Here is a 17842-nt window from a genome sequence, read left to right as displayed (position 1 = left end):
TTATATAGGCAGCATAACAGGTGTGCTATTAAAACAAAGCAAAATAATCAGGTTTGCTGTTAAGCTTTTTTGGGAGGTAAAGCAAAAGCTACGGCGTTGTGTTCGAAGTGGCCTTTGTGCGAAGCATCGCAAAAGGGTTTATTCTTCGACATGCCGCAACGACATAAAGATACCACAGTGCGGCCGCCTAAGTCGTAAGGGTTGCCGGTTTTATCTACAATTTCAAAATCGCCTTCTATTTTAAGCGAACCATTATCGTTAACAGTAATGCGGGTTTTCATAGTGTTTGTTTTGGTGTAGCTGCAAATTTAACCGCTGCAGCCGGATTTGTGTTATAGGCGTAACTTTAATTTCAAGTAAGTACCAGGACAAAAATATGGATGCAAAAAATTAACAAGTAAATATTTACCACCCCTGCCCCTCCTAAAACAGGCGGGGAGTTTCCAGCACCTTTAATTATATATAAGTATAGTGACAAATTTATCTTATAATATCATTGAGACAATGTCATGATATACAGCCTGATATAAATAAAGATTATTTGAACTAATTATGTCCTCATACTTACTTTAATTTGTCTAGATACTTAGTTTAAGGGCTGATTTTTGTGATTTACCACACAATTTCGAGCCATCCTTTTTTAGTGGTACAGTTTTCGGCGCTTTCAACGTGGTAAAAGTAAGTGCCTTGGGTTACATTGCGCCCATCCCAATCGTTCTGGTAATTATTGCTTTGGTAAACCAGGTGCCCCCAGCGGTTATATATTTTAAGTTTGGTATTTACCCCACTGTTCCGGATTACAAAATAATCGTTCCGGCCATCTTGGTTAGGGGTAAAAATAGTAGGTACTTCTAACTTTGGTAAAGGGCTGGCTACGGTAATGCTATCGGTTATTTGGCACGCGCCCAAACTAATTTTAACTGTGTAAGTACCAGGTTCGGCTACGGTAATATTTTGGGTAGTTGCCCCCGTAGACCATAAATAATTAAAACCAGGATTGCCTGCATCTAAGGTAAGTTGTTGGTTACACAAGTAAAGTACTTCTTGGGGTAGGGCGGGGGTAAGCGGTTCTGCCACCACCACATTTATAAAAACAGAATCCCGGGGAATACAACTGGCCGGGTTAAGAGCCAGGAGCTTAACCCGGTAATTGCCCGGTTGTTGAAAGGTATGGGAAGGATTTGCCTCGTTGCTATTGGGGCTGTTATCGTTAAAATTCCAGGTGTAGGTAAGGCCGTGCTCAGAGTTATTTTTAAAAGAAACGGTGTACGGCGCACACGAAACCGGCGGTGCCTCAGCCAGCGCTTTTACCTGGTTAATTAAAACCGGCGTAAACTTAAATTTAGTAACGGCACCATCCGGCGAGCTAAAATAAGTACCATCGTAGGCGCCGGCCGTAACCGGCTGATCGCGGGAATAGGTGCATTCTATCTGGTAAAGCACGCCGTCTTCGGTAATTAAGCTGGAATTGGCCAAATGGGTGTGGGCCTGGGTTTCGGTGCCGCCCAGGTAACTGCCGTAAACCAGTCTTTTCGCGTCGGTATCGAGGTGACAAACGGACATGGTTTTGCTGGTTTGTTCCAGGGCATCGGCGGATAAAGGAGCAGCCGTTAAGCCGTAGCCGGCCAGGTAAATATTACCGCAGGCATTTACCCGGAAAGCGGTCGGGGCTTTCTCGACGAAAGTATTATTGCTGCCCAGGTGGGTAGAAAAAGCGGTGCCGGTAAGCGTGCCGTTTAGTTTATGAATAAAATACCCGCCCGTGCTGTTGGCCGTGCCGTAGGTGCCGGGCGTAATCGGGTAAGAACCGTTTGTATAACCGGCGGCGTAAATATTGCCATCTTTATCAATATCCAAAGCTTTCACGAAATCGTTTTGCCGGGTGCCTAAATAAGTGGCCGCTTGCAACTGATTACCGGTAGGCCCAATTATAGCCAGAAATCCGTCGCGCTGGCTCAGCCGGGTTTTTTGTACTACCCCGTTGGTGGTCGGGAATTCGGCGCTGGTAGTACCGCCGGCCACGTAAATATTACCCGCGCTGCCCACTTTAATATCGTATATTAAATCTTCGGCTTCGCCGCCAATAAACGTAGACCATATAAGCGTAGTTAAAGAACTGTTTAATTTACAAACAATGCCGTCTACGCCGCCCTTGCGGGCACTCTGGAACCCGTTCACAATCCGGAAATCGAAAGATTGGGTGCACCCGCCCACGTAAATATTACCGGTTCCGTCTAAGGCTAATTTAGCGGGAGTACTGCCAATCACGCCGCCTTCTTCTTCGCCGCCGCCTAATAAGGTGCTGGCTACTAAGGTTGTACCATCGGCCGATAACCTAGATACAAAATAATCACGGGCTCCGCCTAAAGTTTTATCTAAAGCCGTAGCTGAAACCGGAAAATCAAAAGAACTGGTGTGGCCCAAAATAATTAATTCGTTTTGCGGATTAACAACCAGCGAGAGCGGGTACTCGTCGTTGCCGGAACCGCCCAAATACGTGGCGTAAACCAGGGTTTTACCATCGGGGGTTAATTTAGTAATAGCGTTGTTGTTACCCCGCCTTTGGGTCTGGTAAGCGCCCGGCGATACCGGATAAATGAGCCCCAGGGTACGGCTCGCAAAATAAACATTACCTGCCGCATCGCCGGTAGCGCAGTTCGCCGATAAGCCGCTGCTGGCGCCGGCATAAGTCACAAATATTACTTCCGGATCAATAATTAAAGGCAGATTTGGGTTGTAAGGGCCGGTAACTTTAAACCCAACGGTGTTTTGGGCTAAGGTAAATACGCAGGGTATCTCCTTTTTAATGCCATTGATTATTTGGTACGCATAAGGCTTTTCTTCTATTATTTCGTTAACCGAGGTCTGGATATTTAGGCGGCCGTTTTGTAAAGCCAGTTTATTTACACCGTCGTACTGCATTCGGATTAAGGAAATTTGCCCCCGGGGCGCCACCACGTAATCATATTTTAAATTATTGCCGGCCTGGTAAAGGTGCAAATCAATATTCGGGAACAAACCCGCGTAAGTAATTTCTTCGAAGGCTGGTACCCCGGTGGCCCAGGTTGCGGCCTCCCGACCAATAAAATAATTGCGGTAACCCGGTAGTTTGCTTGCTGCCGTAACCTTTGCCTGCGGATTTGCACCCACAAACTTAATTCTGAAAGCGTGGCCTTTAAATGACTCTTTTTTAGCAGAAATTTCAGCAGGGTTATCTTCTATATTAAAATAGGCGGGCTCTAAAAAGTTGTAGGTGAGTTGGTTTTGCTCCAGAAATAACCAGCCCTGCGGCAAATTAGCGGTAAACAATATTTGCTGCTGCCACTGATTTTTATTCTGAATAAATGCTATAGCCTTACCTTTTACCGGCTCATTGGCCTTAACGCTGGTAAAAAAGAATAACAGCAACATAAAAAGGAATACAGGGCGCATACCAAATAAGAGTAGAAATTTACGCTGGGCTTAGAAATCAGTAATCAAATTAAATTTTTTTCTGCATTTTCCGGCACAATATTCCGGCAAAAGTAATTTGGGTAAAAATTAAGCTTAATTGGTAGTAGTTAAGCTGCCAAATATTGGTTAAATTAATATTGCTGCATTCGCAATATTTAAAAATATTAAGCAGGAACGCAGGCAAGGCAAAAAAGCTAAGGGTACGTAAATTTTTGTAAATCCGCAATATTTATTTTCTGCAAATGCCAGGCTTTTATGCTGAAATTTAAAGCAATATTTCGGTAATTAACCAGATTATGTTAGTAGTTAAAGTTTATTGAAATATTTATTATATTCAGGATAATTTAAAGGATAAGAACTTTGTTTCGCCGGTTAATACTTTACTGCTGCCAACGTAATATGAAAAAACTTTTACTTTTCTTGCTGTTCTTTTTGTGGCTTTTACCTGGTTGGGCCACGCATATTGTAGGAGGGGAGTTCCAGTTAAGGCACATTGCCGGCGCCGATTACCAGATAACCCTTAATATGTATTTCGATAAGATAAACGGTAATCCGGGAGCTATAGACCCGGTTATTACGGTTAGTATTTTCGAAAAAGTTACCAATCGGCGCATGGTAAATATTAACATGAGCAGCCCGAAGATAACGCCGGTTAAGTATACCTCTATTGTGTGCACAAGCGGTTCGCTCAGCACCGATAAAATTGTGTACGTAGAAGATATTACGCTTTCGCCTTCGGTTTTTAACAACCCCAACGGGTATTATTTGGTTTGGGAAAGGTGCTGCCGTAACGGCGTTATCAATAATATTATTAATCCGGGGGCCGCCGGGCAAACTTTTTACCTGGAGTTTCCGGCCGTAACCCGCAACAACCAGGCGTTTGTTAATTCCTCGGCCGAATTATTTCAGCCGGTAAGCGACTATGCCTGTATAAACGAATTATTTTACTACGAATTTGGCGGGCAAGACCCCGATGGCGATTCGCTGGTTTACGAAGTTGTTACGCCTTTAAACGGTTACAGCAACCAACTAGATCCGGCGCCTATGGCTTTGCCGGGGCCTTACGTACCGGTGCAATGGACGGCCGGTTTAAGTACCAGCAACCAGATTCCCGGCAGTCCTACCTTAACCATTAACCAGCATACCGGCCAAATTCAGGTGCAACCTACGCAGCTAGGTTTGTTTGTTTTTGGCATTCGTTGTTCTGAATACCGGAATAAAGTAAAAATTGGCGAAGTAAGGCGCGATTACCAACTGCTGGTTTTAAATTGTCCGCGCAACGAAAAACCCGGTATAAAAATGAAAGCCGGCGGCGCCACTACGTATTACCAGGAAGGCGATGTTATTACCATTCGCCCCAACGACAACCGGTGTTTCGACTTTTTTATGACCGACCCGGATGCCAACGAAAATTTAACGGTAGAAGCTAAAGGCGTAAACTTTAAATTAACCGAAAAAATATTAAGCGTTTCCAGCGGCATAGTTAACCGGAACGGTCTCCTAGATACCTTAACTTCTTCGGCCTGTTTTAAAACCTGCCTCGATTCGCAGGGCAAACCATTTATTGTAGATTTTATTGTTTCGGATGACGGCTGTAGTTTGCCCAAGAAAGATACCGTGCGGGTATCGTTTGTGTTTGTACCCGAGCCGGATACCCCGCCGTTAATTGCTACCACCGCCCCCGCCAGCCAACTTACGCCCAAAGTAGGCGATTTAATTGCCTTTGACGTAACAGGCACCGATGCCGAAAACGACGAAATAAAACTAAACCTGAAAGGCCGTAATTTTGACCTGGCAACGCTGCCTATAACATTTGCGCCTAAAACCGGTAACGGCAATGTCACGAGTCCTTTTTCCTGGCGCATCGATTGCGCCGCGCTAAGTCAGCCCACCTATATTTTGGATTTTACGGCCACTACCATTAAATGCGGCGTACCCGTAACCAGTACCACCACCATCGAAATAAATATTGGCTATGAAGTGCCCGTAGCTTTTATTCCGGCCAATATTTTTACGCCTAACAACGATGGCCTGAACGATTATTTTCAAATGCCTACCTTGCCGCCCGACTTTTGCGAAAGTATTTTCTCGGATATTAAAATTTACAACCGCTGGGGCAGCCTGGTTTACAAAAGCACCGACCGCACCTTTAAATGGGACGGTAACAGCGTAAGCGAAGGGGTGTACTATTACGTAATTACTTACACCGATAAAGAATTTAAAGGCACTGTTACCAAAGTAAAATAGTACTTTTAAAGCCAAAATCAGCTATAAACCCTTTTATTTTACGTTTTAGGGTATAAAATATTTGAATAAGCCAATATTGCTTAAACAAAATAAGCCAGAAGCAGTAAAGCTTAATAGCAACTAAATATTAATTACCCGTTTGACCTTAAATTTACGATTACTATGCTTCATTTATTAAAAAAGGCCCAGACAGGGGTAAGAACCCGTGAAGATATTTACGCTGAATTTAGTACCTTGGTTAATATGTCGCCGTTGGAACTGGAAAACTGGCTCGAAACCAAAACTTCCCAAACGCCTGCGCAGGATACGTGCGAATCGGAACTGGTAATTGATAAAAAGTTTTCGCGTAAGCTGATTAAAATATTACTGAAGCGTAAATTTATGCTTACCAAAGGCGATTACGAGTTTATGGATAAAGTGGTAAATCATGTAAGCAAGCTGTATAGCCATAAACCCACCGATGATATTTTGGTATCTACCTGGCGCTATGCCCTCATGAACCTGGGCCACGACCCGGTTAAAGTTCTCGAAAACTAATACCCCGAATAGTATATTTATACAACTTTATTTTGATTGAAAGCTTTTTACTTTAAGCTAAATATTACCGGACCAGAACTGCTTCCGTATAAATAAACCTGTTACCAAGCCACTCTCCAGTAGTGGCTTTTTTTTATTCCTGAAACTGTTTCGTATTTAAATATATAAAAGAACTTAGAACCATATTAAACAGAAATTGCGTTTTAAAAACAATAAAATAATTACAACCAAATATCCCCTCATCGCGGTCATTCTGAAAGAATCTTATTGGCTACTTGCTGGTAAGATTCTTTCAGAATGACCGCGATGGGAGGTATAGCCTTAGCTTTATTTAAAATCGCAGTATTCATTTGATAAGGGTATTAGAGCCATAGGTGGTGTTATCACCACCAATACTAAACTTTCTGCCAGCCAACTTAATAAGGCATTGCAAACATTCTAGAAGTGGGAAATGGTAATATTTAAGATTTGATTTTTACGCTAATTTATTCTCCCGCAAAAATTTCTAATGCTTCTGTAGTTGAAGCTACAAAATTGATATTCCTGCTTTTGTTGCTTTCGTATATGAAATGGTTTAAACTCTTGCTTTGGTACTTCGAAAAATCTCCGACTATAGCCAGCCGCACCCGATAAGTTGAAAATTTTTGCAGTATTTCGCCCGCCATACCAGTTTTAAGGTCAAAAAAATCAGGCGTGATGTCTTTTTCGTAAAGCACAATCTTGTCGAACCCCTGGTAGTATAAATTCCCTAATAAGTCTAAGCCGTCTTCGTTTTTGTTTATGATTATGCTATCCGAAGTTACTTCGGCAATTTGTATGTTGTTAAAAATATGGGGTTCAATTTTCATTTTGTCTGGTCTGTCGTTGTAGTGCCGTATTTAGCAATGCCCGTTAACGGCTAAACAGTGGCCGGAATATTTACTTATAGGGGGTGAATACTTATTATAGATTATGAAGGGTAAGTTGGTAAACTTAGAAAACAAGCCAATTGGAATTCAAATTTAGTTTTAGCTTTATCTCATTCCCTATCCCATGAACAATAATGGCCTTCTCTTATATTTTTCAAATGCTTAGCTAATCCATCTAAATCAGGAAACATTGACGAGTCGTGAATTCCATAACTATTTAAAATGCTTCTTAATTTTAAGCGAATGCCATAGGGGATTACAAGCTTTGTTAATCTGCTTCCAAAATTAAAATTCATATAAGGATCTGGTTGTATTGTTAATACTCCTGACTGTGCTTTGATTCTTGGAGTTGTATGAGGAGGCCAAAAAATAGTAGGTTCAGAATATTCAAATGGGGAGTTAGCTTCTATTATATTAATTGGGAGAGATTTAAATATTAAAAAGTACACAACACTACTTCCATCATAATCAGGCCTAATTTTCTTCTCTTCTTCTAAGTATAAATTGTCTTTTACTGCAAAGTATAATGCTACTAAAGGGTTTGTAGTCCAATCTAACAATCTTGTTGGAAGACCATGATGTTGGGCTAATGCTAGCCATTCCCAATCGTTATCTGGTATATTTTTATTATAAGCCAAGCTTTGATTCTTAAATTCAGTAAGCAATCTTTTCTCGTCATAATAACCTGTGCTATCAACGCTTCTTCCTAAAGATGGACGTAATTCATAATAACTTCTTGACATTCCTCTAAAATAATATCTAGTCTGAGAGGGCCATGATGATACTTCATTATGATAGTCTTCAAATGAATTAATCAAAATCTCATGCATTCTATATTTTTCTATAGGGATAAAATTGAATGGAAATAAATACAAAATATGTTGAGGCAATCTAATTATCTGCATTATACGGAGAGTTGCAGATAATTAGAACAGGACTAACCTATATACTATATATAGATGTAAGTATACACAAAAGGTATAAATTTTACTTTCTAGTTTATCTCTCTTTCCAGTGCCAAAAATGTTATCATAAAAAAGACGCTTACGAGTTTGCTAACTGCCACGCAAACCTCCATCATGCATTTTCTAAAAAATAATATTAAATTACTGTAACTATTCTACCAACCCGCAGTTTCCCTGTTTGCTTTTAGAAATCCTAACCACCTGAACGCTTGGAAGCAGTTACCGATAATGCCCTGATGCTGAAAGTAAAAGCCGGCGATACCGACCGGTTAGGTTTGTTGTTCGAACGCTACCACCGGGCCTTGTACAGTTTTTTTTACCGGCTTACCAGCAGCAGTGAGGTGAGCGAAGATTTAGTGCAAAATGTTTTTCTGCGGATGCTGAAATACCGGCATACTTACACGGGCGAAGGGGAATTTAAAACCTGGATGTACCACTTGGCCCGCAACGTACACGCCGACCATTACCAAAAAAACAAGCGCTTAGGCTTTGCCGATGACTTTACAAATTTGGAGAACAAACTGCGCGATGATTTTACGGTGGAAGAACAAACGCGGCAAAACGAAGAAATGCAGTTGCTGCAAACCGCTTTAAATTGCCTGGATGTAGAAAAACGGGAAGTGTTGGTGTTGAGCCGGTTTCAGGGGTTAAAGTACAAAGAAATAGCCGAGTTGTACGGCTGCACCGAGGGTGCTATAAAGGTGCGGGCCTTCCGGGCTCTGGATGAACTAAAAGCCATTTATTTAAAACTGGAAAAGCAGGAGATAGCTTAATGGACGAGAAATTTGAAAAATTAATTGCGGGTTTTCTGGCCCAGAACCAGACCGAAGCTGAAAAAGCCGAAATGGAAGCGGCAATTACGGCCGGCGAACTGAACCTGGACAAAGTAAACGAGCTCACGCAATTTACTAACCGGCTGACCGCAGTAACCTTGCCCGAACCGAGTGAATGTTTGCGGAGCAACTTTTACCAGATGCTGGCCGAGGAGAAACGGAAAGAAAAAGCCGGGGTAAAAATGCCGCAATGGCTTACCAATTTAACCGATCGTTTGCGGCAGGAATTTACCCTGGGCCAATTAGCTTACAGCTTTGTAATACTGGCGTTGGGCGTTATGCTGGGGCTGCAGTTTAGCCGGAAACAAAGCGCCGGTGACGAAAAACTGGTGGCTTTAACCACTGAAATGCAGCAAATGAAAAAAATGATGATGCTCACGCTGCTGGAGCAACCTTCGGCAACCGACCGGCTAAAGGCGGTAAACCTGACCAGCGACATGGAACAAGCCGACGACAAAGTAATAAAATCGTTGCTACAAACCCTAAACGCGGACCCCAGCGTGAACGTGCGGCTGGCCGCCATCGAAGCGCTTTACCAGCATGCGGGTAACCCGGTTGCCCGAGAAGGTCTGGTGAGCGCTATTACCAAGCAAGATTCGCCGCTGGTGCAACTGGCCCTGGCCGATGTGGTGGTGGCAATGCAGGATAAAAATGCGGTGAAACAACTAAAACAGCTTTTAGAGCAGGAAGATTTAAACGAATCTGTTAAGGCCAAAGTGAAAGAAAGCATCCAGGTTTTGATCTGATAAAATGTAAAACTTATGAAAAAGCATCTATTACTAATAATGTTGTGGAGCCTGGCCACCTTAGCTTGGGCGCAATCCCAAACCGAAACCATTAATAAAACTGCCGGCTTTAAAAATGCCGGCGGCGCTAAGGTGTTATCCGTCGAAAATATTCATGGCTTTGTGCACGTAGAGGCTTACAACGGCAATACCGTAGAGCTGGTAGCCGAAAAAGAAATTAAAGCCAATAACCAGCAGGAAGTGGCCAAAGGCATGCAAGAGGTACAAGTAAAATTAATAGAAACTGCCGACAGCATTTACGTGTACCTCGATGCCCCATTTATTTTCCGGAAAAAAAGCCGGGGCCGGAACATGAATATTAACCTGGATGATATTAAATATAAATACCAGGTAGATATGACGTTGCGTGTACCGGCCAAAATTAACCTAGCGTTATCTACAGTAACGGAGGGCGACGTAACGGTTACGGGTGTTACCGGCGATTTGAAAATTCGGAACGTAAACGGCCCGCTTAAACTTACCAACGTGGCGGGTAAAACCGATGCCAGTACCGTAAACGGCCGTATCGATATATTTTACGCCGGCAATCCTCCTGCCGATTCAGAGTTTAAAACCGTTAACGGCAATATTAATGTGCATTATGCGCCTAACCTGAACGCTACGGTTTCTTTTAAATCGTTGAACGGTCAATTTTACACCGACCTGAACGACGTAGAAATGATGCCGGTGCAAGTAATTAAAAATAGCGAAGGACGGGGCTCCGGCACGGTATACAAAATAGATAAAAAGCAAAATTACCAAGTAGGCAAAGGTGGACCGGCCTTGCGCTTCGAAACCCTGAACGGCAATATTTACCTGAAGAAAAAAGAATCCTAAGCTTAAATTAAATCCTGAAATATTTTTACTGATTATAAATATGAAAACTTATTTAAAGAGTTTGCCGGTAGTGGTTTGCCTGCTGATGAATACCCTAACGGCAGCTATAGCGCAAAACAACGATTCCGAAAAAATACAAATACCGCTTAGCCAACCCAACAAACCCGGTACCCTGCGGGCCAACCTGCTCAATGGCTCTATAATGGTTACGGGGCACAAAGGCAAAGATGTAGTGGTTACTTACAGCGCCCGCGATGGTAAAAGCAAAAACAAACCGCGCGACAACGACGAATCACAAGGCATGCGCCGGATACAAACCTCCACTACCGGATTAGAAGTTCGGGAAGAGAATAATACCGTTACCGTTAAAACCGATGCTTTTAACCGCGCCGTAGACTTGCAAATTCAGGTGCCTTACGATTTTTCGGTGAAATTAAAAACGCTGAACGATGGCGTATTACTGGTAGAAGATGTAAACGGCGAACTGGACGTAGATAACCTGAACGGCAATATTACCTTGCGCAACGTAGCGGGCAGCGCCTCGGCCTCTACCTTAAACGGCGATATTATAGCTAGCTTTAAAAAAGTTACCCCCAATATGCCCATGGCCTTTAGCAGCCTCAACGGCAAAATAGATGTTACGCTGCCGCCATCGGCCAAGTTTAACGCCAAGCTAAAATCTGATAACGGCGAAGTTTTTACCGATTTTGACATGGCGCTGGAAAAAGGCGGCAAAACCGAAGGCGTAGTACCGCCCAATAATTTCCGGGGCAACGATGCCCGGCCCGGCACCCGCATTTACCTCGATAAGTGGCTTACCGGTAAAATAAACGGCGGCGGCCCCGAAATCCTGTTCAAAAACTTTAACGGTAATATTTATATCCGCAAGAGCAAGTAACCCAGATTGGAAGTTCTCCTGCTTTGCTAAACACCTTCGGAATAATAAGCCGATAATTAACCTAAACTTTTCCCCTACAGAAAACCCACTTTGGTACAATCAAGGTGGGTTTTTTATTTAGCAGATGAAATACAAATATTAAGCAGATGCAATACAAAATCAGTTTGTTAGTCTAAGGAACTCATCCCTGTCATTCAGGAGGAACCTATTTAGTTACCTGCCAAATAGGTTCCACCTGAATAACAAAGGTGGTTTGCTTAAACTTCTTTTTTAAGCCCTGCCAAATAGCAGTCAATAAGTAATTAAATATTTACTTGTGTTTAATCCCCATCAGTAAAATTCTCCAATTCCCCTCCTGAATATTAAGCTTTTTGCAATTGGTAAGGGGCGTTTATCCAATAACCTACTTTCTGTCTTTTTAATCTTTAATTTTATATTAAATATTTAATATATTTGAAAGCGGTTTTTTGGATTTGGAGCCGCTAAGTCATTAAGTCGGCTAGGCTATAATTTACAAAAGAGTTATCGGGTTAAAAGAAAGTATATGTACGGGAGGTTGAGTATTGGTTATTTTAAAAGCTTAGTAAAAAATATAAATCATTTAAGCGTAGGCAATTCAATTAAAGCTCAGTTAAAAAACAAAGGCAATGGGTTTGTTTTTATTAATCGAAATTCGACTTTATTGTTAAAACCAACCGGTAACCTGCAGGTGCAAAACGGTGCTTCGTTCCATTTTAATGAATATTGGTGGCACAAAGATAATTTTCCGGGTATGTTGAGTATTCATGAGAACGCCACTTTACAGGTTAACGGCGAATTTAAAATTTATTCAGGAACCCGGTTGGTGGTAAACAAAAATGCACGACTGGTATTAGGAAGCGGCTACATTAACCATAGCCTTAATTTAAATTGTTTCGAACGCATCGAGATTGGGCATGATGTAGCTATTTCGGAAAACGTTACCATTAGAGATTCAGATGATCACCAAATATTAGCCGCCGGACATCAGCCCACCCTGCCCATAACCATTGGTAACCACGTCTGGATTGGCATGAATGTAACTATTCTGAAAGGCGTTACCATTGGTGATGGTGCCATTATTGCGGCCGGAGCGGTAGTTAATAAAAATATTCCAGCCCGGTGCCTCGCCGGCGGTGTACCTGCCCGGGTGCTAAAAGAAAATGTAGCTTGGGAATAATCTGATAATGCTAATGAATGCCTGTATGAGACAGGTGTATTTATTTATTAGATAGACGAAATTATGGACAATAAACAATTTAAAAATATTTTTAACAAGGTAGCTAAGGCAAATGGGTTCAAGTATGTTTATTCTGCTTGGTTTAAAGAGTCTGAGGATTCCATTTTAGTTCTAAGCCTTCAAAAATCCAATTTTAGCAACTTTTATTATTTAAATATTAAAACATATATCAAGGACATCTTTGGTCAAAGTCATTCTATCTCAAAAGAACTTGTTAGAGATATTGGCGATATTTTCAGAAGAGAACCTAAAGAATTTGAAAATCTATTTAACCTAGAAAGCAAGTTGTCAGAATTAGAAAGAGAAAAAGAAATTAATAATCTGTTTAGTAGTTTCTTAGAAAACTATTCCAATATAATGCTGGAAAAGCGGTTAATAATAGCTGAATATCAAATTCTACCTCCTGTTAAGGAAGAAATTATGAATAGTTTAGAATAATATTGGTCTAACCACATCTATACGGCAACTCAGCCGTCGCATAATCCAATCTGTCAATAAGTATATATATTAAAAGCCAGCTGGTTTTATTAAGCTACAGAATAAAAATATTTGTCTATTTTAGGGCTTTCATCAAGTTTATAGAATTCGCCAGGGTACCTAAATACCAGCAATATTTATTATTCGTTGTAAGGGCAAATTAACAGCCGATTAATTTTAACAAATGCGGAAGCTTTTTCTTTTTTCTGGGTTATTCCTCTTTTTTTTAGCTATTCATAAGCCGGACTTAAAAGCCCAGGCCCCCGTTAAGCCCGATGCTGCCGATATTCTGCTCCGGTTAAAAAAATTAAATGTGGTGGGCAGCGCCCTTTACGTGGCTGCGCACCCCGATGATGAAAATACGGCGCTGATTGCCTGGCTGGCGAACGAAAAAATGGTGCAAACCGGTTATTTATCGCTGACCCGCGGCGATGGAGGGCAAAACCTGATTGGTCCGGAAATACGCGAGCGGCTGGGCCTAATCCGGACACACGAATTATTACAAGCTCGGCGACTCGATGGTGGCCAGCAATTTTTTACCCGCGCCAATGACTTTGGTTTTTCGAAAGATTACCAGGAAACCCTTAAAATATGGGATAAAGAAAAAGTTTTGGCCGACATGGTTTGGACCATCCGGAAATTTAAGCCCGATGTAATGGTTACCCGTTTTTCGCCGGAACCCGGTGGCACGCACGGCCACCATACCACCTCGGCCATTCTGGCTTCCGAAGCTTTTGAAGCGGCCGCCGACCCTAAACGTTATCCGGAGCAATTAAAATTTGTTGCGGTGTGGCAACCCAAACGGTTGTTGTGGAATACTTCCTCGTTTTTTTACGGCGGCGAAAACCAGTTCGACCCCACTGGCAAACTAGCCATTGAAATAAGTACTTTTAACCCCATTCTTGGCAAATCTTACCCCGAAATAGCCGCCGCCAGCCGTAGTATGCACAAAAGCCAGGGTTTCGGCAGCGGCAGCAATTACGGCAAAGTAACCGAATATTTAGTGCACACCAAAGGTACTGAAACCAAAACCGATTTATTCGAGGGCATTAACCTTACCTGGAACCGGGTAAAAGGCGGAGAGAAAGTAGCTAAATTGCTGCAGCAAACCATTGCCCAATATAATCCGGCTAATCCGTCGGCCAGTGTTCCCTTATTATTGCAGGTAAAATCGGCCATCAATAATTTACCCGAAAACCCGTACAAAGCCCAGAAGCAAGCCGATTTGCAGGAATTAATAAAATCTTGCCTCGGCCTGTTTTTAGAAGCTACCGCGGCCCAAAGTTCTGCTACCCCCGGCGAACAAATTAGCGTTAATGCCATCGCGGTTAGCCGCTCAACGGTGCCCGTAGAACTTCAGAAAATAACTTTTCCGGTAACTGGCCAAGTAATAAACCAGAATAAATCTTTGCAGCAAAACCTGGTTTCGGCTAAAGTGGCGCTAACCTTACCGGCCCAAATGCCAACTTCGCAGCCTTACTGGTTAAAACAAGAAGGCACTTTGGGTATGTACGCGGTAAACGACCAGCAACTGATTGGCTTGCCTGAAAACCCATCGGCTTTAGCGGCTGAATACACCGTGTTAATTAACCAGGAGCCTTTTACCTTTACCGTACCAGTGGTTTACAAGCGCGTTGACCCCGTAGAAGGAGAAATATACAAGCCCTTTTCGGTTACACCGCCGGTTTTCGTAAACCTGACCGATAAGGTTTTGGTGTTTGCTGATGATAAACCCAAGCAAATGACGGTAACCGTTAAAGCTGGCAAGGAAAATACCAGCGGCCGGGTTACGCTGGAAGTACCAATGGGTTGGCGCGTTGAACCCGCTTCGGCCGCTTTTACCTTGCCGGTGAAAGAAGAAGAAAAAAGCTTTGTTTTCCAGGTTTACCCAACCAGTACCCAAAGCGAAGGTACTTTGCGCGCCGTGGTACAAGCCAACGGACAATCGTATAACCAAAGTTTGGTAAATATTGATTACCGCCATATTCCGGCTTTGCAATTATTTCCGGAAGCTACTGCCAAAGTTACCCGCCTCGACCTGAAAAAAAGCGGCTCTCAGATTGGTTATTTAATGGGCCCCGGTGACGAGGTGCCCGCCAGCCTGAGCCAGATTGGGTACCAGGTTACGTTATTAAGCGATCACAACTTAACTACCTCAGAATTAAAACGCTTTGATGCGGTGGTAATTGGCGTACGGGCTTACAATACCGATAATTATTTAAAATTTGCCCAGGCCGCTTTACTCGATTATGTAGCACAAGGCGGTACGCTGGTGGTGCAATACAACGTTAATTCCGGGTTGGTTACCGATAAACTTGGGCCTTACCCATTCCAACTTTCCCGCGACCGGGTAGCTGTAGAAGATGCACCGGTCAAGTTTTTAAAACCTAATCACCCGGTACTTAGTTATCCTAACAAAATAACTGCTGCCGATTTTAACAACTGGGTGCAGGAGCGGGGCTTGTATTTTGCAAATAAATGGGATAACCAATACGAAGCAATTTTATCTTCTAACGACCCCGGCGAGCCAGCCCGGGAAGGCGGTTTGCTGGTAGCCAAACACGGCAAAGGCTATTACATTTATACCGGGTACGCTTTTTTTAGGCAATTACCGGCAGGGGTTCCGGGCGCTTACCGCCTGTTTACCAACCTGATTTCTACTGGTAAAAACAAATAATTCATGGATCAAGAAAGTTCAACTGATAATCATAAACCTCCTTTTTTTAAATCCTGGCGTCCGTTTTATTATATGGTAATCGGCACGCTTATTTTGCAGATTGTTGTGTTTTACGCCATAACCCAATATTTCGAATGAGTTATCTCGATTGGGGGGTTTTGGTAGGTACCCTGGCTTTTATTGCCCTGTATGGCATGTGGAAAACGCGGGGCAGCCAGAATATTGAAGGCTATTTAAAAGGCAATAATTCCGAAAAATGGTGGACGATCTGTTTGTCGATTATGGCTACCCAAGCCAGCGCCATTACTTTTTTGTCTACGCCGGGCCAGGCTTACGAAGATGGCATGCGCTTTTTGCAGTTTTACTTTGGCCTGCCCATTGCCATGGTAATTATTTCCGTATCGTTTATTCCCATTTATTACCGCCTGAAGGTTTATACGGCCTACGAATTTTTAGAAAGCCGCTTTGATTTAAAAACCCGGTCGCTGGCCGCTTTTTTGTTTCTGGTGCAACGGGGTTTGGCTGCGGGTATTACCATTTACGCGCCGGCTATTATTTTATCTTCTATTCTGGGCTGGAATGTAAATACCACCAATATAATATTGGGCCTGGTAGTTGTTTTATATACGGTTACGGGCGGTACCCGGGCGGTAAGTGTTACCCAAAAGCAGCAAATGGCCGTAATGATGGGCGGCATGATTGTGGCCGGCATTATTGTAATTAACATGCTGCCACCAGATGTTTCGTTTTACGATGCTGTGCAGGTAGCCGGCAAAATGGATAAACTCAACCTGATTAATTTTTCCTTCGACTGGAACGATCGGTACAATGTGTGGTCGGGGGTAACGGGCGGCTTGTTTTTATTTATGTCTTATTTCGGTACCGACCAATCGCAGGTGGCCCGGTATTTATCTGGTAAGTCTATTACCGAAAGCCGCCTGGGATTGCTCTTTAACGGGCTCCTGAAAATACCCATGCAGTTTATTATTTTGTTTATTGGGGTAATGGTTTTTGTGTTTTACCAGTTTGTGCAGCCGCCGGTATTTTTTAACAAAGTAGTAAAAGAAAGACTCTACGAAACCTCTTACGCCGGCAACTTAATACAACTCGAAACCGAGCACAATGCCAACTTTAAAGAGAAAACCAGGGTTGTAAAAGACATGCTGCGCGGCATTCAGGCCGAAGACCAAACGGCCATTAACAGCGCCCGCGCAGAACTTAACGGCATTGAAGCCGAAGGAAAAGCTATTCGTAACGAAGTAAAAAGCTTGTTGCAAAAAGCCAACCCCAAGGCCGAAGTAAAGGACACCGATTACGTATTTATTTCTTTTGTAATGCAGTACATGCCTACCGGTATTATTGGGTTGCTGCTGGCGGTAATATTTTGCGCTTCCATGTCGTCTACCTCTTCGGAGTTAAATGCGCTGGCCTCAACTACGGTTATTGATATGTACAAGCGGTCTTTCCGCACCCAGGCTTCGGATACCCATTATTTGCAAGCTTCCAAGCTGTTTACCATTGGCTGGGGTTTATTTGCCATTCTTTTTGCCACGCTGGCCTCGCAGCTCGATAACCTGATTCAAGCAGTAAATATTCTGGGTTCGCTTTTTTATGGTACCATCTTGGGAATATTTGTCGTCGGGTTTTACCTTAAATATATTAAAGCTAATGCGGTTTTCTGGGCGGCCGTGGTAGCCGAGGCATTGGTTATTTTAACCTATACAACTACTGAAGTTGGCTTTTTATGGCTTAACCCAATTGGTTGTTTACTGGTAATCGGATTTGGTTATTTCTTTCAGGTTGTACTGCCGCAGAAGAGGTAACAGCCGGTGCCTGACCAATTTACGCTTGAAATAGCAGTTTTTTCCTGTATCTACTACTAAATGAATACCCGAATTTTGCTGTAAATGCATCGCATCTTTAAATCAGGTTCACGGCAAACCGGAATTCTGTTAAGTGTGGCTGTC

Annotated in this window: 14 protein-coding genes; 10 read left to right on the top strand and 4 right to left on the bottom strand. The window is 42.8% G+C overall.

All coding sequences use genetic code 11. The annotated features are described in order from the left end of the window. Positions 1–59: 59 nt before the first annotated feature. Both F0145_RS06015 and F0145_RS06010 read right to left on the bottom strand, forming a co-directional pair. Positions 60–281: a CDGSH iron-sulfur domain-containing protein gene (locus tag F0145_RS06015; protein WP_150087411.1), complete on the bottom strand. Its 222-nt coding sequence runs from the start codon at positions 279–281 to the stop codon at positions 60–62. 331 nt (positions 282–612) lie between these two features. Then, the gene (locus F0145_RS06010) at positions 613–3432 is read right to left on the bottom strand and encodes a DUF7948 domain-containing protein (protein ID WP_150087410.1); all 2820 of its coding nucleotides are present in this window, start codon (positions 3430–3432) and stop codon (positions 613–615) included. Positions 3433–3852: 420 nt separating this feature from the next. Between F0145_RS06010 and F0145_RS06005 the strand changes: the two genes are divergently transcribed. Continuing rightward, entirely contained in the window at positions 3853–5700 is a 1848-nt protein-coding gene (locus F0145_RS06005; RefSeq protein ID WP_150087409.1) for a gliding motility-associated C-terminal domain-containing protein, read from the top strand. A gap of 162 nt (positions 5701–5862) precedes the next feature. Further along, the gene (locus F0145_RS06000; RefSeq protein ID WP_150087408.1) at positions 5863–6237 is read left to right on the top strand and encodes a DUF3140 domain-containing protein; all 375 of its coding nucleotides are present in this window, start codon (positions 5863–5865) and stop codon (positions 6235–6237) included. A gap of 485 nt (positions 6238–6722) precedes the next feature. Here F0145_RS06000 and F0145_RS05995 read toward each other — a convergent pair whose 3' ends face one another. Together F0145_RS05995 and F0145_RS05990 are read right to left on the bottom strand one after the other, a co-directional pair. Continuing rightward, on the bottom strand, positions 6723–7085 hold the full coding sequence (locus tag F0145_RS05995; protein ID WP_150087407.1) for a DUF4180 domain-containing protein: 363 nt from the start codon (positions 7083–7085) through the stop codon (positions 6723–6725). A 170-nt stretch (positions 7086–7255) separates the two neighbouring features. Then, a complete protein-coding gene (locus F0145_RS05990; protein WP_150087406.1) occupies positions 7256–8050 on the bottom strand; it encodes an FRG domain-containing protein in 795 nt (264 codons plus the stop codon). Positions 8051–8319: 269 nt separating this feature from the next. Between F0145_RS05990 and F0145_RS05985 the strand changes: the two genes are divergently transcribed. The 8 genes from F0145_RS05985 (at position 8320) to F0145_RS05950 (ending at position 17698) form a co-directional block, all read left to right on the top strand. Beyond that, on the top strand, positions 8320–8883 hold the full coding sequence (locus tag F0145_RS05985) for an RNA polymerase sigma factor (protein ID WP_223815841.1): 564 nt from the start codon (positions 8320–8322) through the stop codon (positions 8881–8883). Then, positions 8883–9689 (top strand): HEAT repeat domain-containing protein, encoded by an 807-nt coding sequence (locus tag F0145_RS05980; protein ID WP_150087405.1) that lies wholly within the window; start codon positions 8883–8885, stop codon positions 9687–9689. The genes F0145_RS05985 and F0145_RS05980 overlap by 1 nt, the downstream gene beginning before the upstream one ends. 15 nt (positions 9690–9704) lie before the next feature. Next, on the top strand, positions 9705–10565 hold the full coding sequence (locus F0145_RS05975; RefSeq protein WP_150087404.1) for a DUF4097 family beta strand repeat-containing protein: 861 nt from the start codon (positions 9705–9707) through the stop codon (positions 10563–10565). 40 nt (positions 10566–10605) lie between these two features. Then, the gene (locus tag F0145_RS05970; protein ID WP_150087403.1) at positions 10606–11463 is read left to right on the top strand and encodes a DUF4097 family beta strand repeat-containing protein; all 858 of its coding nucleotides are present in this window, start codon (positions 10606–10608) and stop codon (positions 11461–11463) included. A gap of 682 nt (positions 11464–12145) precedes the next feature. Beyond that, positions 12146–12661, top strand: a complete 516-nt coding sequence (locus F0145_RS05965) for an acyltransferase (protein WP_223815839.1) — start codon at positions 12146–12148, stop codon at positions 12659–12661. Between the two features lie 63 nt (positions 12662–12724). Further along, positions 12725–13159, top strand: a complete 435-nt coding sequence (locus F0145_RS05960; protein WP_150087401.1) for a DUF4304 domain-containing protein — start codon at positions 12725–12727, stop codon at positions 13157–13159. A 223-nt stretch (positions 13160–13382) separates the two neighbouring features. Next, positions 13383–15875, top strand: a complete 2493-nt coding sequence (locus F0145_RS05955; protein ID WP_150087400.1) for a PIG-L family deacetylase — start codon at positions 13383–13385, stop codon at positions 15873–15875. A 134-nt stretch (positions 15876–16009) separates the two neighbouring features. Then, a complete protein-coding gene (locus F0145_RS05950) occupies positions 16010–17698 on the top strand; it encodes a sodium:solute symporter (RefSeq protein ID WP_150087399.1) in 1689 nt (562 codons plus the stop codon). Positions 17699–17842: the final 144 nt, after the last annotated feature.

The organism is Adhaeribacter rhizoryzae, assembly GCF_008629685.1.
Taxonomy (GTDB): domain Bacteria; phylum Bacteroidota; class Bacteroidia; order Cytophagales; family Hymenobacteraceae; genus Adhaeribacter; species Adhaeribacter rhizoryzae.
Note: the sequence above shows the minus strand (reverse complement) of the source record. Positions and strands in the feature narration are given on the sequence as shown.

Bases quoted from the DNA above. Each gene is read 5' to 3' on its own strand.
- F0145_RS06015 (WP_150087411.1), bottom strand. From the start codon at position 281: ATGAAAACCCGCATTACTGTTAACGATAATGGTTCGCTTAAAATAGAA.
- F0145_RS06010 (WP_150087410.1), bottom strand. From the start codon at position 3,432: ATGCGCCCTGTATTCCTTTTTATGTTGCTGTTATTCTTTTTTACCAGC.
- F0145_RS06005 (WP_150087409.1), top strand. From the start codon at position 3,853: ATGAAAAAACTTTTACTTTTCTTGCTGTTCTTTTTGTGGCTTTTACCT.
- F0145_RS06000 (WP_150087408.1), top strand. From the start codon at position 5,863: ATGCTTCATTTATTAAAAAAGGCCCAGACAGGGGTAAGAACCCGTGAA.
- F0145_RS05995 (WP_150087407.1), bottom strand. From the start codon at position 7,085: ATGAAAATTGAACCCCATATTTTTAACAACATACAAATTGCCGAAGTA.
- F0145_RS05990 (WP_150087406.1), bottom strand. From the start codon at position 8,050: ATGCAGATAATTAGATTGCCTCAACATATTTTGTATTTATTTCCATTC.
- F0145_RS05980 (WP_150087405.1), top strand. From the start codon at position 8,883: ATGGACGAGAAATTTGAAAAATTAATTGCGGGTTTTCTGGCCCAGAAC.
- F0145_RS05975 (WP_150087404.1), top strand. From the start codon at position 9,705: ATGAAAAAGCATCTATTACTAATAATGTTGTGGAGCCTGGCCACCTTA.
- F0145_RS05970 (WP_150087403.1), top strand. From the start codon at position 10,606: ATGAAAACTTATTTAAAGAGTTTGCCGGTAGTGGTTTGCCTGCTGATG.
- F0145_RS05960 (WP_150087401.1), top strand. From the start codon at position 12,725: ATGGACAATAAACAATTTAAAAATATTTTTAACAAGGTAGCTAAGGCA.
- F0145_RS05955 (WP_150087400.1), top strand. From the start codon at position 13,383: ATGCGGAAGCTTTTTCTTTTTTCTGGGTTATTCCTCTTTTTTTTAGCT.
- F0145_RS05950 (WP_150087399.1), top strand. From the start codon at position 16,010: ATGAGTTATCTCGATTGGGGGGTTTTGGTAGGTACCCTGGCTTTTATT.